This window comes from Candidatus Arsenophonus nilaparvatae (genome assembly GCF_045346035.1).
In the GTDB taxonomy this organism is placed as follows: Bacteria; Pseudomonadota; Gammaproteobacteria; order Enterobacterales; family Enterobacteriaceae; genus Arsenophonus; species Arsenophonus nilaparvatae.
Genome location: NZ_CP158507.1, coordinates 2,808,291 through 2,823,494 on the forward strand (window position 1 = coordinate 2,808,291; position 15,204 = coordinate 2,823,494).

At 35.3% G+C, this 15,204-nt stretch carries 13 protein-coding genes and 1 pseudogene; 7 read left to right on the forward strand and 7 right to left on the reverse strand.

Translation table 11 applies throughout. The features are described from left to right. Nucleotides 1-58: 58 nt before the first annotated feature. On the reverse strand, nucleotides 59-922 hold the full coding sequence (locus tag WH390_RS13155) for an SIS domain-containing protein (RefSeq protein WP_032116432.1): 864 nt from the start codon (nucleotides 920-922) through the stop codon (nucleotides 59-61). 349 nt (nucleotides 923-1,271) lie between these two features. On the opposite strand from WH390_RS13155, the gene murQ reads away from it, so the two are divergent. Both murQ and murP read left to right on the forward strand, forming a co-directional pair. After that, entirely contained in the window at nucleotides 1,272-2,183 is a 912-nt protein-coding gene (gene murQ / locus WH390_RS13160; RefSeq protein ID WP_032116094.1) for an N-acetylmuramic acid 6-phosphate etherase, read from the forward strand. Nucleotides 2,184-2,207: 24 nt separating this feature from the next. Beyond that, complete coding sequence (gene murP / locus WH390_RS13165) at nucleotides 2,208-3,671, forward strand: PTS N-acetylmuramic acid transporter subunit IIBC (protein WP_032116093.1); 1,464 nt, start codon at nucleotides 2,208-2,210, stop codon at nucleotides 3,669-3,671. On the opposite strand, the gene WH390_RS13170 is transcribed toward murP, so the two are convergent. Next, nucleotides 3,668-4,270: a LysE family translocator gene (locus WH390_RS13170; RefSeq protein ID WP_032116092.1), complete on the reverse strand. Its 603-nt coding sequence runs from the start codon at nucleotides 4,268-4,270 to the stop codon at nucleotides 3,668-3,670. The two genes, murP and WH390_RS13170, sit on opposite strands and share 4 nt — an antisense overlap. 100 nt (nucleotides 4,271-4,370) lie before the next feature. On the opposite strand from WH390_RS13170, the gene WH390_RS13175 reads away from it, so the two are divergent. From WH390_RS13175 to crp, 4 genes and pseudogenes are all read left to right on the forward strand, one after another. Beyond that, nucleotides 4,371-5,345 carry a hydrolase gene (locus WH390_RS13175; RefSeq protein ID WP_032116091.1) on the forward strand — a complete coding sequence of 325 codons (975 nt, stop codon included), beginning with the start codon at nucleotides 4,371-4,373 and terminating at the stop codon, nucleotides 5,343-5,345. 3 nt (nucleotides 5,346-5,348) lie between these two features. Then, nucleotides 5,349-5,567, forward strand: a complete 219-nt coding sequence (locus WH390_RS13180) for a YheU family protein (RefSeq protein ID WP_032116090.1) — start codon at nucleotides 5,349-5,351, stop codon at nucleotides 5,565-5,567. A gap of 99 nt (nucleotides 5,568-5,666) precedes the next feature. After that, nucleotides 5,667-6,546, forward strand: a pseudogene (locus WH390_RS13185) (phosphoribulokinase). 550 nt (nucleotides 6,547-7,096) lie between these two features. Beyond that, nucleotides 7,097-7,729, forward strand: a complete 633-nt coding sequence (crp, locus tag WH390_RS13190; RefSeq protein WP_032116089.1) for a cAMP-activated global transcriptional regulator CRP — start codon at nucleotides 7,097-7,099, stop codon at nucleotides 7,727-7,729. A 212-nt stretch (nucleotides 7,730-7,941) separates the two neighbouring features. Here crp and WH390_RS13195 read toward each other — a convergent pair whose 3' ends face one another. From WH390_RS13195 to ppiA, 4 genes are all read right to left on the reverse strand, one after another. Beyond that, complete coding sequence (locus WH390_RS13195; RefSeq protein WP_032116088.1) at nucleotides 7,942-8,298, reverse strand: DUF488 domain-containing protein; 357 nt, start codon at nucleotides 8,296-8,298, stop codon at nucleotides 7,942-7,944. Between the two features lie 226 nt (nucleotides 8,299-8,524). After that, nucleotides 8,525-9,100, reverse strand: coding sequence for an aminodeoxychorismate synthase component II (locus tag WH390_RS13200; protein WP_032116087.1), 576 nt, complete (start codon nucleotides 9,098-9,100; stop codon nucleotides 8,525-8,527). A gap of 209 nt (nucleotides 9,101-9,309) precedes the next feature. Then, entirely contained in the window at nucleotides 9,310-9,999 is a 690-nt protein-coding gene (locus WH390_RS13205; protein WP_032116086.1) for a hypothetical protein, read from the reverse strand. Nucleotides 10,000-10,196: 197 nt separating this feature from the next. Continuing rightward, nucleotides 10,197-10,763, reverse strand: a complete 567-nt coding sequence (gene ppiA / locus WH390_RS13210) for a peptidylprolyl isomerase A (protein WP_032116085.1) — start codon at nucleotides 10,761-10,763, stop codon at nucleotides 10,197-10,199. 283 nt (nucleotides 10,764-11,046) lie between these two features. Between ppiA and yihA the strand changes: the two genes are divergently transcribed. Further along, nucleotides 11,047-11,670 (forward strand): ribosome biogenesis GTP-binding protein YihA/YsxC, encoded by a 624-nt coding sequence (gene yihA / locus WH390_RS13215; protein ID WP_032116102.1) that lies wholly within the window; start codon nucleotides 11,047-11,049, stop codon nucleotides 11,668-11,670. 470 nt (nucleotides 11,671-12,140) lie between these two features. Here yihA and polA read toward each other — a convergent pair whose 3' ends face one another. Next, on the reverse strand, nucleotides 12,141-14,933 hold the full coding sequence (gene polA / locus WH390_RS13220; RefSeq protein WP_032116084.1) for a DNA polymerase I: 2,793 nt from the start codon (nucleotides 14,931-14,933) through the stop codon (nucleotides 12,141-12,143). Nucleotides 14,934-15,204: the final 271 nt, after the last annotated feature.

The following is a 15,204-nucleotide window of genomic DNA, read 5'->3' on the forward strand; positions in this document are numbered from 1 at the left end:
TAACTAAGCGCAGCTGGCATTAATGAGGCTACGCTTAGCCTCATCGTGCCGTCAGTCACTATTCATCTAATTTGTTGATCATTAAACGGGCATTTATGATTAATGAACGGGCTTTTACCTCCCGTTTTTGTAATAGCGCCAGGAATAACAAATCGGTCAACGTATTTTGGGCGGCACGAGAAGAAATTGACGAACTTCGCCATTCATTTTCACCAGCGATACTTTCCAATACATAATCAGCTAACTGCACTAATGGTGTCTGTTGTTTATTACCAACAATGGCAATTACTTTCGCTCCCTGCTGCTTAGCTATTGCTGCCGCTTCGCAAATATTTTTTCGCTTCCCACTAAATGAAATAGCAATCTGAATATCTTTTGCAGTAAGAGTTAGCGCTGTTGTTATTTGAACGTGGTGGTCTAAATCAACAAGAGTAGTAATACCTATTTTTTGCAATTTATAATAGAGATCTTTTGCCACTAATCCTGACCCACCAATGCCAACAATTTGTACTCTTTGGGCATGATTGACCAATGTGGCAACTTTGTTAAAAATTTGATAATTAATTCGCCGAGTTGTTTCGGTAACCGAATCAATTTTTTCTTGCGCCAGTTTCTGTGCAATAACCATCAAACTATCGTTACTGGCAATCTGATTATGAATAACTTTATGTGATTGCTCAGTAAGTACTTGCTTACGTCCTAACTCTTCACTAATAGCCAGTTTTAAAGCCGGAAATCCCTTGACACCAACTTTCTGGCTAAATTTAACAATTGCTGATTGACTGACACCTATTTGTTCCGCTATTTGTTGTGATGAAAGCAGTAATACCGCTTGTGGTTGTTCAAGAATAAAGGTGGCGATTTTCTGCTGATTTAACGCTAACTGAGGTAACAACCATGAAATTTTACTCAATATGGCCATACTATACTGAAGACTATTCATAATATTCGGATCACCAGATTAAAATAATTATGATAAATTATTCCTATTTTATTATTTATTATTTATTATTTATTATTTATTATTTATTATTTATTATTTATTATTTATTATTTATTATTTATTATTTATTATTTATTATTTATTATTTATTATTCTAATAAATTAATGGCTGATTAAACAATAAATTAGCTAACATAATATTATTTTCATTTTTCTCTTATTCCTTTGTCACCATGAAATAAGAATAGATCGCTTTGTGATCAATAACACATATAAAGAATAAATAATTCCTTAATATCTCCCCAAAATGACATATAGGAAACATTCGATGACATTAGATCTTAATAAAATGGTAACAGAAAGTCGCAATCCAGCTAGTAACAGTATAGATACATTATCAACCTTAGAAATGTTGAAAATCATTAACCAGGAAGATAAAAAAGTGCCGATTGCTGTCGAGCAGACACTAACTGAAATTGCGCTTGTTATTGACAAAGTTGCCTATGCTTTTCAACATAATGGTAGATTGTTTTACAGCGGTGCTGGCACTTCAGGCCGTTTAGGCATTTTAGATGCAAGTGAGTGTCCACCAACATATGGCAGCCCTCGTAACATGGTAATCGGCCTAATTGCTGGTGGACACCAAGCAATTCTTCAAGCGGTAGAAAACGCTGAAGATAATCCGCAGTTTGGGGCTGATGATCTTAAAGCTTTTAATTTCAATCAAAAAGATGTTTTAGTTGGTATCGCCGCAAGTGGCCGCACACCTTATGTAGTGGGCGCGATGAACTACGCTAAAACGACAGGCGCAACTGTTGCCTGCATTAGTTGTAATCCTAACAGTGAAATGGTCAACATAGCAGATATCGCAATAATACCGATTGTCGGCCCTGAAGTAATTACTGGCTCCTCACGAATGAAAGCCGGCACGGCACAAAAATTAGTCCTTAATATGATCACTACAGGTGCTATGATACGGACTGGAAAAGTATACGGTAACCTGATGGTAGATGTAGAAGCAACCAATGCTAAACTTATTGAACGTCAAAAGCATATTGTCATGGCTGCAACAGAGTGTGATCGAACAACAGCAGAACAAGCCCTTATTGCATGTAATAACCATTGTAAAACCGCTATCGTTATGATCCTTACCGGCTTAAATGCCCAACAAGCTAAACAAACACTAGCTGACAATGATGGTTTTATTCGAGCCGCCTTAAAACAGCAAACTGGCTATTAATAATCGTTTTACAGGAAAAGTACCATGGCAAAAATAACTAATGAAATGTTAAGTCAGATACTGGTGGCTATTGGCGGCGCTAAAAATATTATTCAGCACGGCAACTGTATGACACGCTTACGCATAACGTTGCATGACATACAATTAGTTGACAAAAATCGCCTCAAACAAATTCCCGGTGTGTTAGGAATTATCGACAGTGATAAACAACTACAAATTGTATTAGGCCCAGGTAATGCTCAAACTGCTAGCGACATGATGAAACAATTATTAGCAGACAGCTCTGAGACAGAAACAATATTACCCACTAAGAATGATTTGCAAGAAATTGCCGCCGACAACAAAAAACAATTAAAAACTAAACAAACCAGTGGCGTTCATAAATTTTTATCCACTTTTGCCACTATCTTTACCCCACTTATACCGGGTTTTATTGCCGTTGGTTTATTACTTGGCTTTGCAACATTGGTCAAACAAATATACTATCCAGCCGGTCTGCCAACTGAGGCAACTCAACAGACTTTTCTTGTTCATTTAATACTTTATATGTCTGTCTTTAGCAAAGGCCTTTATGCTTTTCTGGGGATCTTGATTGGTTACAATACGCAAAAAGTTTTTGGTGGTTCAGGGATTAATGGTGCCATTATTGCGTCACTTTTTATTTTGGGCTACGATCCACACGCCACAACAGGCTTCTTCTCCAATATGAGTACCTTTTTCAATTACACCATTGATCCTCAAGGTAATATTATTGGTATTCTACTTGCTTGTATTTGTGGTGCCTGGATTGAACGACAAATCAGAAAAATTATTCCCGCCAATTTAGATATGATACTGACTTCCGCAATCACATTGCTGATTGTTGGCGCCATTACTTACACGATTATTATGCCAATAGGTAGCTATTTATTTATTGGTATGTCTTGGCTATTTATTCACTTAAATGGCAATCCATTTGGTACCGCTATATTAGCTGGTCTATTTTTGATCGCTGTTGTTTTTGGTGTACATCAAGGTTTTATTCCAGTTTATTTCGCTTTAATGGAAACACAAGGGTTTAATCCTCTTTTCCCGATCCTGGCTATGGCAGGTGGTGGTCAAATTGGTGCAACATTAGCGCTCTATATCAAAGCAGCCAAAAATTCTGGCTTACGTAATCAGATACGGGGGGCAATTATCCCGGGTTTATTAGGTATTGCTGAACCTTTAATCTATGGGGTAACTTTACCGCGCATTAAACCTTTTATAATCGCTTGTCTTGGCGGAGCCGCTGGTGGTTTTTTTATCGGATTAGTTGCCTGGTTGGGTCATCCAATTGGCCTCAACTCGGTTTTCGGCCCATCCGGATTAATTGCTATTCCACTGATGACATCTACAACCGGGATTTTTAGCGGTATACTTATCTATATTGCTGGCTTACTGATTTCCTATTTATTCGGTTTTATTTTTACCTATTTGTTCGCTAGTAAAAATGTCGATTTAAGTTAATGCAACCAAATAAAAGGGATACAAGCGAGTGTAAAAATACTCATTGTAATATTAAAAATAAACCAAGCATTACGCCCACGAAGCAGGATGCCGATTAAAGAACCAAAACCAACCCAGACAAAACCACCGATTAAATTGACAATCAACATAACAAAACTTATGATCAAAATCGAGTTAGCATAGTTATCAGCAACACTATAACTACTAACCGCACCTAAGCCCATCATCCATGCTTTGGGATTCAGGAATTGTAATAAACTCCCTTGATACCATTTAATTGATTTAGCAACTTTGGACTCTGTATTAAGTTGCATATGGTGGGATGTAGCGAGTTTCCAAGCAAGCCATAATAAATATAAACTCCCAACAATTTTCATTATAATTTGTAGCACCGGCGAAAGCAGTAAAAGAACAGCAAGGCCAGCAGCAGAAATAAATAAAATACTCTGGATACCTAATATTACACCGAACATTAAAGGTATTGAACGCCGCAAACCATACTGAGCACCTGATGACGTAAATAATAAATTATTTGGCCCAGGAGTAATCGCCACAATGAATAAAAAAGTAAATAACGCAAAAATCAGCCCATAACTCATTTAAGATCCTTTGATTAACTATTATTAATCTTTTTTTCATATTAAAAATAACAATATATTATCAGAATATATGTAGAATTAATTATTTAGATTTACAATTATGAGTAAAAATTTTCAACCAATAAATTGGGCTAAAAATCCTCATTTACAAACACTACTACCCCGTATTGTGAGGAAAAAGCCGCAAATCAAACCGTTATGGCAACGCCTAGAATTACCTGATGGCGATTTTATTGATCTCGCTTGGAGTGAAGATCCTCAATCTGCGAAGCATAAACCTCGATTGGTCATTTTTCATGGCTTAGAAGGCAGTTTTAGAAGCCCATATGCTCATGGCATGTTAGAAGCGACTAAAAGACGAGGATGGCTTGGTGTAATTATGCATTTTCGTGGCTGTAGTGGAGAACCGAATCGACAAAAACGCATTTATCATTCCGGTGAAATTACCGATGCCCGCTACTTCCTCAAATGGCAGAAAACGATTTACGGTCAAGTACCAATTGCCGCGGTTGGCTACTCACTTGGTGGTAATATGTTAGCTTGCTATTTAGCAGAAACCGGACAATATGCTGATGTTAATGCAGCAGTCATTGTTTCCGCCCCTTTAATGTTAGAGCCTTGTTCAATTCGTTTAGAAAAAGGGATTTCACAATTCTATGAGCGTTATTTACTAAACGGTCTTAAACGTAATGCAACACGTAAACTCATTCGCTACCCAGGTTCATTACCGCTTAATTTGCTACAACTAAAAAAGCTAAAACGGCTACGTGATTTTGATAATGTCATCACGGCGAAAATACACGGTTTTAAAGATGCAGCGGATTATTATCATCAATGTAGTGCTCTGCCTCGGTTACCGAATATCCGTGTGCCAACATTAATTATTCATGCAAAAGATGATCCTTTTATGGCGCCTGAAGTTGTACCGGATATCAACCAATTACCCGCTAATATTGAGTATCAAATGACAGAACATGGTGGTCACGTTGGGTTTGTTAGTGGCACATTAAAACAGCCTAAAATGTGGCTTGAGCAACGCATACCTGATTGGTTAACCCCACATCTGGAGCCGTAATTTATGATCATTCCATGGCAACAGCTAGCAGCAGATACTTTAAATAATTTGATTGAAAGCTTTGTGTTACGAGAAGGAACGGATTATGGTAAAGATGAGAAAACGCTGGAAGAAAAAGTTGAGGATATTAAGCAACAATTACGATTAGGAAGTGTTGTGCTTGTCTGGTCTGAATTACATGAAACGATAAATATTTTGCCAAAAACGCAATTACATTCTTAAATAACTGTATACATCGCTATATAAAAAGAAATTTTACGTTATTGTAATTAATGTGTTAAAACATTGTGTTATCTGAATGCGTAATGGAAGCCACTTATAATGTCAGCTAATCATCCGATCATTGCAGTAACAGGCTCCAGTGGTGCGGGCACCAGCACCACCAGCCTTGCATTTCAAAAAATCTTTACTCAGTTAAAGCTTTCGGCAGCAACCATTGAAGGTGATAGTTTTCATCGTTATACTCGCCCTGAAATGGATGTTGCTACGTAAAGCTAAAGAACAGAGTCGTCATATTAGTTATTTTGGACCTGAATCCAATGATTTTGGTCTGCTTGAACAAAGTTTAATCGAGTATGGTGAAAAAGGGACTGGAAAACGCCGACGCTATTTGCACACCTACGATGAAGCCGTCCCTTACAATCTTCAACCTGGGACTTTTACACCATGGGAAGCATTACCTAAAAATACCAATATACTATTTTATGAAGGGTTACATGGTGGGGTTGTAACATCAAAATATAATGTCGCTAAACATGTAGATTTGTTAGTCGGTGTTGTGCCTATTGTTAATCTTGAATGGATCCAGAAACTAATTCGTGATACATCAGAACGGGGTCATTCAAGAGAAGCTGTGATGGATTCAGTTATCCGCTCAATGGGAGATTACATTAAATATATCACCCCACAATTTTCTCGTACCCATATCAACTTTCAACGTGTTCCAACCGTTGATACCTCTAACCCCTTTGCCGCTAAAGCGATTCCTTCACCAGATGAAAGTTTTATAGTGATCCGATTTAATGGTCTGACCCAGATCGATTTTCCCTATCTTTTATCCATGCTACACAATTCATTTATTTCTTCAATGAACACATTGGTTGTTCCAGGTGGAAAACTAGGTTTAGCATTGGAGTTAATTATGACCCCATTAGTAAAAATGCTTGTCACTAATAAAAAAATTATCCATAAAATAAGCTAACAATACAGCATTATATTTTTACTTATATCAATTTTTTATTCTTATAACCATTTTAAAGTTCAAACTATGCATAAAATTATCTTTTCCGTATATCATAATAATCGCGGTAATATTTTCTGGTTAATTATTTAATAACGTAATTATATTATAATGTTAATATTTATTTTTGCTATAATTTGATAACTTATGAAATAATATATTATTATTTCGGTTTAATTTTGAAATGTAATATTTACTTTGTCATACTTATTAATAAACACAATAAAACTAATCAACTTATTGCTAAAATATCGATTATTTGGTCTATACAACATGACTGAATCGAGACAGTAGAGACAGGATGCTTTTATTATGCTACAAAGCAAAAGCACATTTATAGTATGGTTAAGATCAATACCAAAAATTCCGAATCAATATACCCTATAGTTAATATTAACTTTTCCAAACTAAACAAGTTAGTATGCTATGTTAGAATTTTATAAGATAAGCCAGCCTTATGAAGATTGGTATTTTCATATTTAGGCTGCAATAACATTAGAGGATTAAGCGAATGGTTTTCGGCAAACCACACACAGACCCGACTCTTGAATGGTTTTTGTCACACTGCCATATTCACAAATATCCATCCAAAAGCACTCTTATTCATCAGGGCGAAAAAGCAGAAACACTTTATTATATTGTAAAAGGTTCTGTTGCTGTTTTGATTAAAGATGAAGAAGGAAAAGAGATGATCCTTTCCTATCTGAATCAGGGGGACTTTATTGGTGAGCTTGGATTATTTGAGGAAGGGCAAGAGCGAACAGCTTGGGTTAGAGCTAAAAGCGCCTGTGAAGTCGCTGAAATCTCTTATAAAAAATTTCGCCAATTAATACAGGTAAATCCAGATATTTTGATGCGATTATCAGCACAAATGGCTAAACGCTTACAAACAACTTCTGAAAAAGTCGGTAATCTAGCTTTTTTGGATGTTACAGGCCGTATTGCGCAAACATTATTAAATTTAGCAAAACAGCCTGACGCGATGACGCATCCAGATGGAATGCAAATTAAAATTACTCGCCAAGAGATAGGTCAAATAGTAGGATGCTCACGTGAAACAGTGGGACGTATCCTAAAAATGCTAGAAGATCAAAATCTGATTTCTGCTCACGGTAAAACCATTGTCGTTTACGGTACACGTTAATATTTTATAAACCAGTACCTACTTTTATGTAGTGTATTGGTTTTATAAACTTATTTATTGTTATTAATATACAATTAAATTATGAATATATAATTACAATAGTAATAAAAAATCGAATAGCTGAATTATGATACAACTTTAATATGATATTTGAAATTAAAAATAACCGAACTATCTATCATAAAATTTACTAGATAGTCAGAGTATAATAATCAAACCTTATTAAGTTTATTTTCCAAAAACGATTTTAATACTACCGCATTATTATAATGTTCGTCTTTGCTAGAAAAAAGAAGTATCAAACAGTCCGATTTTACTTTAAGCAATAAATGTTGCCAACTATCAGGATTATTTTCTAATTCTTCAAAATAAAGTCGCTTAAATTGAGTAAAATTTGCTGGATATTTATGAAACCATTTTCTTAAATCATTTGATGGAGCAACATTTTTATTCCATTCATCATAGCGAAGATCTTGTTTTTTAATACCCCTTGGCCATATCCTATCAACCAATACCCGATAGCCATTATTACCGGTTTTATCCGCATAAATACGTTTACAAATTATCATCTTTGTACCATTTTTTGATAATAAAAAATTTAACAAAAATTTCTTTTATTATGTTTAATAGTAGCCCTGTATCGATGATAAATACAAAAAACATATTTACTTTCTATATACTGCTTTTCCCCTATTGAGATTTACATTTCAAGCAAAATAAAACCTATTTTTCCAACGTTGATAGTTATACTTATCATTGAAATAAATAACCAGACATGATCTAATTTGTAATAAATTAATACTTTAGAAAATTATTTAATAACTCATGTCCTTGCTCACTCAAGATGCTTTCTGGATGAAATTGGACGCCCTCAATAGGTAGTGTTTTATGCCGAATACCCATAATTTCATCAATATTTCCATCATGTAGCGTCCAGGCAGTAACCTCAAAGGTAGCGGGTAAAGTTCCGGCATCAATCACCAAAGAATGGTAACGAGTAACCTGTAATGGACGATTTAATCCTTTAAAAATACCTTGCTGGTTATGATGAATTGCAGATACCTTGCCATGCATTACTTCTCTCGCTTTGACAATTGAAGCACCAAAAGCCTGACCAATCGCCTGGTGACCAAGGCAAACCCCCAAAATTGGGATCTTACCGGCAAAATATGAAATTGTATTTAGTGAAACACCCGCCTCATTAGGTGTACATGGACCCGGTGAAATAACTAAATGTGTCGGCGCTAATGTTTCTATCTCCGAGATAGTTATTGCATCATTACGTTTAACTACAACATGAACTCCTAACTCACACAGATATTGATAAAGGTTATAGGTAAACGAATCATAGTTATCAATTATCAAAAGCATAACTGGCTATCCAAATGATTTTTATAGTAATAATTCCTTGATTATGAACTTTATTATTAAGGCAGATTGTACTGATTATTATACCATAACAATAACGTGGGCTATCATACCATAACCGTAGAAAAAAATGGCTTACAAAAATCAATCAAAATGTTTCATTTTAATAAATAAACACAATAATTATAAATGAGAATAATGATAAAGGATTACTATAAACTATTATAAACTTCGTTATAATATTGACCATAAGGTTTTAAATTATTTGATGTTATTTCGTTATTTCGATAAATTTCGCCAATATATTTAGTTGCTTCATCAAATTTGTTATCAATAAGATAATTATCATAGACTTCATTATAACATTCTATATTTCTTGGATTTGCCGTAATTCCAATATCCACTGCCATGTGATTAATAATTTCTCGTTGGATCTCAATATTTTTAATCGTTGCAGCACCTTCACTGGCTAAAAAATGAGAAACAAAATTTGATTTAGATTTTATATTTGGCTTTGCTGCATAAAAAATATGCCCAATTTCATGGGATAACGCTTGGATAGTTAAATTAGGATGATTCAATATTCGATTTGAAATAAATACAGTTTTCCGTCGTAAATCGGTCGCGGTTCCTTGCCCCCGTTGCGCTACAACTAATTTCCAACCATCAATTTCTAATGTCTCCAATGCCCGACTCAATGTAGGTGAACTTGTAATAAGCGCTTGTGTCTTTTCAGAAAATCGAACCATTTTGCCCGGAATATATTCAATTTTCTCATCAAAAAAATAAGTAGACATAGGGGCCATATTCTGTAAGTCTGAAAATTGATTATTTTTATGTTCTATTTTCGGTTCAACAATATTTTCTATTAATTTCTGGCAACTAGGTAATAGCTTACTCAAACAATAATTCCTCATTAACAACAAAATAACGATATAACTTAATAAACTGATGGAAATTTTGTTTTATTATAAAGTAAAGTCCTGCCATTGATAGCAAGATAAAGACAGGTAAATTATTTTAGTTTTCTTATTGTAATTAAATATCGGTAGGTATGTTAAATTTAATAGCAGAAAAATATTTCCTGCTATTAGATAACTTATTCAATACTGGCAGAAATAATTTTTATTTCTTGAGTTGGCACATTTTGGTAAGGACCAATATCTTTTGTTTTTACTTTCGAAATTTTGTCAACAACGTCCATTCCTTTAATCACTTTACCAAAAACAGCATAACCAAAATCACGTTGGCCATGATCTAAGAATGCATTATCTGCTATGTTGATAAAAAATTGGCTAGTAGCACTATCCTTAGCTGTTGTACGCGCCATTGCAATGGTTCCACGTAAATTACGTAACCCATTATCAGCTTCATTTTTGATTGGCGAGCGAATATTTAATTGAGGTTGCAAATCACTAATAAAACCACCACCTTGGATCATAAAACCTGGGATCACACGATGGAAAATAGTATTTTGATAGTAACCTGCTTTTACATACTGAATGAAATTCTCCGTTGTTATAGGCGCTGCTTTATTATTTAACTCAAGTTCGATCTCACCTTCCGAAGTCACTAATTTAACGATAGTATCTCCTGCTGCAACAGCAAATGAAGAGATACTAACCATATACGCTACCAGTAGCGGCACAAAAAAACGTTTTAACATTCAAGTTCCTTTTAATTATATTTTAGATGAAAATGTAAGCTAAAATTTAGTACCGTCAGGTCATTATACTAAGTAAAAATACATAACTGGCATAAATTGACCTAATTAAATAATAGGATCTATTCTGTCACATTCCATATTTTTTTCTTATGTAAAAAATGTTATTTTTAATAAAATTCATTAACACATAATAATCTATCTTTCATGTAGCTATCACTATCTTAATTTATCCTCTTAAAGGTATAATTTCTCTAATTTAAGCCGAAATCAGCGAGAAACAATGATGACAAACAAAAATTATAATTATCACCAGACAAAATTTGTCACAAGCGCACCTGATATTCGCCATTTACCAAACGATCATGGTATAGAAATTGCCTTCGCTGGACGTTCTAACGCCGGTAAATCCAGTGCATTAAATGCACTTACCCAACAAAAAAATCTAGCCCGTACCAGTAAAACACCTGGCAGAACACAGCTAATCAATTTGTTCGAAGTTGCAGAGGGTATTAGGCTGGTTGATTTACCTGGCTACGGCTATGCGGAAGTCCCTGAATCAATTAAACGCCAATGGCAACAAGCATTAAGTGAATATTTACAAAAAAGAACATGTTTAAAAGGATTGATAATATTAATGGACATTCGTCATCCATTAAAAGATATGGATATACAAATGATTGAATGGTCTGTAGCAATGAATATCCCAATATTGGTATTGCTAACCAAAGCAGACAAACTAGTACCCAATAAACAAAAAGCTCAAATCATAGCAGTACGTAATAGATTAAAAACAGTGGCGGGTAATATACAAGTTGAAACCTTTTCTTCATTGAAAAAAATAGGTATCGATAAATTACAACTTAAATTAGATGAATGGTTCAATGAGCACCATTCTAAGCATAATTAGTCTACATGATGGATAATTAGAGGGCTTTATCTATCACTACTGTCACATTTTCTTAAAAACAAATAAAAAAATGCTCCAGTCAATTATTTGACTAGAGCAGCTTAATAATTAGCTTATCTTATTACATAAAGTAATAGATTTTAAAAATAGAACATCTTACCTCTGTACCCTACGTCAATTACTTTACTTTATTTCGCGAATAAAAAAAAGTTTTTTGTTATTTTTTTCGATTGAATTTAAGTCATAAAATAACTTTATGTAATAAAAACTAATTGCTTGATAACTTTGGCGCATAATTAGCAAAAACTATATATTTTTAGTGATAAAAACTGCCTAGTTTACTAAAACAGTTTGGTCGATCATCCTAACAAAAGTAAGTTATTACCTACTACGTTATTTTGTCACGAGTAAAATAAGTTAGTTTACTTAAAATTCTTATCGGCAATTAGCATAAATGCCGCTTTTTCTTTTTAATGTGCTTCATCCCAATTATCACCAATACCAATATCAACTTTTAGTGGAACAGTTAATTGCATACTGTGTTCCATTAACTGACGGATTTTTTGTTGTGACCGCTCAACAGCAGACGCTTTTACTTCAAAAACTAATTCATCGTGTACTTGCATCAACATATAGAGATCAGGCTTTACCGTTTCAATCCATGTATCTAATGTGATCATCGCTTTTTTTATAATATCTGCTGCCGTTCCTTGCATTGGTGCATTAATGGCTTCACGTTCAGATGCTTTACGTCGCATTGTATTGCGGGAATTAATATCGGGCAAATAGAGTCGGCGTCCTGCTAGCGTTTCGACATAACCTTGCTCCGCAGCTTGCTTGCGGGTACGTTCCATATAACTTAAAACACCAGGATAGCGATCAAAATAACGATCCATATAATGCTGTGCCTGGCCACGAGTAATTCCTAACTGACGGGACAGTCCAAAAGCGCTCATACCATAAATTAAACCAAAATTAATTGCTTTTGCGCTACGGCGCTGCTCACTAGTCACATCGGTCAACAATACCCCAAAAACCTCTGCCGCTGTTGCTCTATGAATATCTTGTCCTTCGGCAAAAGCATCAAGCAATCCTTTATCCTGCGAAAGATGGGCCATAATACGCAATTCAATTTGCGAATAATCTGCGGCTACAATTTTATAACCTTCGCGAGCGATAAACGCTTGACGGATCCTTCGCCCTTCCTCAGTCCTAACTGGAATATTTTGTAAATTAGGATCACGGGAAGAGAGTCTACCAGTCGCTGTTACTGCCTGATGATAGGAAGTATGTACCCGTTTCGTTTTTGGATGGATCATCATGGGTAGTTTATCGGTATAAGTCGATTTCAATTTTGATAAGCTACGGTGTTGCAGAATAATTTTTGGCAGCTCATGACTAAAGGCCAGCTCTTCTAGGACTTCCTCATTAGTGGAGGGTGCCCCACTAGGGGTTTTCTTCACCACTGGCAGTTGAAGTTTTTCAAACAAAATAGCTTGTAATTGTTTAGGTGATGCCAAATTAAATTCTTGTTCAGCGATAGCATAAGCTTCTTTTTCAATTTCCATTAATCGGCTTGCTATCTCCTGAGATTGCTTAGCCAGCTTATTTGCATCGATAAGCACCCCAACCCGTTCCATACGGGCTAATACCGGTACTAACGGCATTTCTATCTGTTGAAAAACTTCTTTTAATTTAGGTTCTGCCTCAAGTTGAGGCCAAAGCGTTTGGTGTAATAATAATGTGACGTCGGCATCTTCGGCTGCGTAAGTTGACGCTTGCTCAAGTGGGATTTGATTGAATGTTAATTGATTTTTTCCTTTGCCGGCAATCTCTTCAAAAGTTATAGTTTTATGATTGAGATGCCGTTGCGCCAAACTATCCATATCATGACGACCAAGTCCGGCAACACTATTTAATATATAAGATTCCAGCATTGTATCAAAGGCCATATTCTTTAATTCAATATCATAATTGGCCATCACGCTGTAATCGAATTTTAAATTCTGACCAATCTTTTGAATATTTTGGTCAATTAATACCGGTTTTATCGCCGCTAACACCTCATCTAAAGGTAATTGTTGTGGCGCATCAAGATAATCATGCCCCAGCGGAAGATAAGCAGCTTTACCTTCTTCAATGGCAAAACAGAGCCCAACCAAATTTATCGATAGTGTATCAAGGCCGTCAGTTTCAGTATCAAAGGCAAAACGCTTTGCCGATTGCAACTTTTCAACCCATTGCATCAAATCATCTTTGGTCAATATCGTTTGATAATGCTCTGTTGATAGTACGGCTGCAGGCTCTTTAGCTAAAGAAATATCGCTATTGTTATCAGAAAGAGTGGTTGCAGATTTAGCTGTTTTTTTCGTTAGCCAACTACCATTTTGTAAATCAGCTAACCAACGCTTAAATTCGTAATGACTAAAAAGCGCATGTAATTTTTCAATATCAGGCGCCTGCATAACCAGTCCATCATAATCTGTAGTTAAATCAACATTAGTCTTAATTGTGGCTAATTTATAAGATAAAAAAGCAATGTCTTTATGTTGTGCCATTTTTTCTGCTAATGTTTTCGAACCACGAAACCCTAACGGAGCAATTGCAGACAAATCATTATAAATCGTTGCCAAATCGCCAATTCCTTGCAATAAAGCTAATGCCGTTTTTTCTCCTACACCTGGTACACCAGGAATATTATCGGATGAATCTCCCATCAACGCGAGAAAATCAATCATCAACTCAGGTGGCACACCATATTTATCAACAACCTCTGTTGGCCCTAAGATAGTGTTTGTCATGGTATTAATGAGTGTTATATCAGAGGTCACTAATTGAGCCATGTCTTTATCTCCTGTACTGATTAGTACAGGCAATCCTTTCTTACTAGCCTGTAAAGCTAATGTCCCTATTACATCATCAGCTTCAACACCAGCAACAACCAATAAAGGAAGCCCCATGGCAGCAACCATTTCATGTAGCGGCGCTATCTGTTCACGCAAATCATCGGGCATTGGTGGTCGTTGAGATTTATATTGCTCAAATAATTCATCCCGAAAAGTTTTTCCTTTAGCATCAAATACTACCGCAATATGACTCGGCTGATATTGCATAATTAAACTACGCAACATGTTAAGAACACCATACATAGCACCGGTTGGCTCCCCTGCACTGTTGGTTAATGGGGGAAAAGCATGATATGCACGGTAAAGGTAAGAGGAGCCATCAACTAGGATAAATGGGTTTTCTGCAATTTGAGCCATAGTCTTTTTCATCATCAAAATAATTAATAGTGATAGAATGCCACACTCATGCGAGAGAGACGAATTTTGCCTGAATTTATTTTCAATTTGTCACTTTTCCACCGCTTATAGCACTAGAACATCCTGTGGATAAACTTGTGTGTAAATCTTCTTATTACACTATATTCAATAGTTAAACAGATTTAACTTAGAAAACAATATTAAATGATAATCAAGACGTTACGGATAAAAATAATATCGCACTGCTATTTTTGCCGGTTAACATTTTTTT

Coding starts and splice junctions, on each gene's coding strand:
- WH390_RS13155 (WP_032116432.1), bottom strand. CDS start 922: ATGGCCATATTGAGTAAAATTTCATGGTTGTTACCTCAGTTAGCGTTA.
- murQ (WP_032116094.1), top strand. CDS start 1,272: ATGACATTAGATCTTAATAAAATGGTAACAGAAAGTCGCAATCCAGCT.
- murP (WP_032116093.1), top strand. CDS start 2,208: ATGGCAAAAATAACTAATGAAATGTTAAGTCAGATACTGGTGGCTATT.
- WH390_RS13170 (WP_032116092.1), bottom strand. CDS start 4,270: ATGAGTTATGGGCTGATTTTTGCGTTATTTACTTTTTTATTCATTGTG.
- WH390_RS13175 (WP_032116091.1), top strand. CDS start 4,371: ATGAGTAAAAATTTTCAACCAATAAATTGGGCTAAAAATCCTCATTTA.
- WH390_RS13180 (WP_032116090.1), top strand. CDS start 5,349: ATGATCATTCCATGGCAACAGCTAGCAGCAGATACTTTAAATAATTTG.
- crp (WP_032116089.1), top strand. CDS start 7,097: ATGGTTTTCGGCAAACCACACACAGACCCGACTCTTGAATGGTTTTTG.
- WH390_RS13195 (WP_032116088.1), bottom strand. CDS start 8,298: ATGATAATTTGTAAACGTATTTATGCGGATAAAACCGGTAATAATGGC.
- WH390_RS13200 (WP_032116087.1), bottom strand. CDS start 9,100: ATGCTTTTGATAATTGATAACTATGATTCGTTTACCTATAACCTTTAT.
- ppiA (WP_032116085.1), bottom strand. CDS start 10,763: ATGTTAAAACGTTTTTTTGTGCCGCTACTGGTAGCGTATATGGTTAGT.
- yihA (WP_032116102.1), top strand. CDS start 11,047: ATGACAAACAAAAATTATAATTATCACCAGACAAAATTTGTCACAAGC.
- polA (WP_032116084.1), bottom strand. CDS start 14,933: ATGGCTCAAATTGCAGAAAACCCATTTATCCTAGTTGATGGCTCCTCT.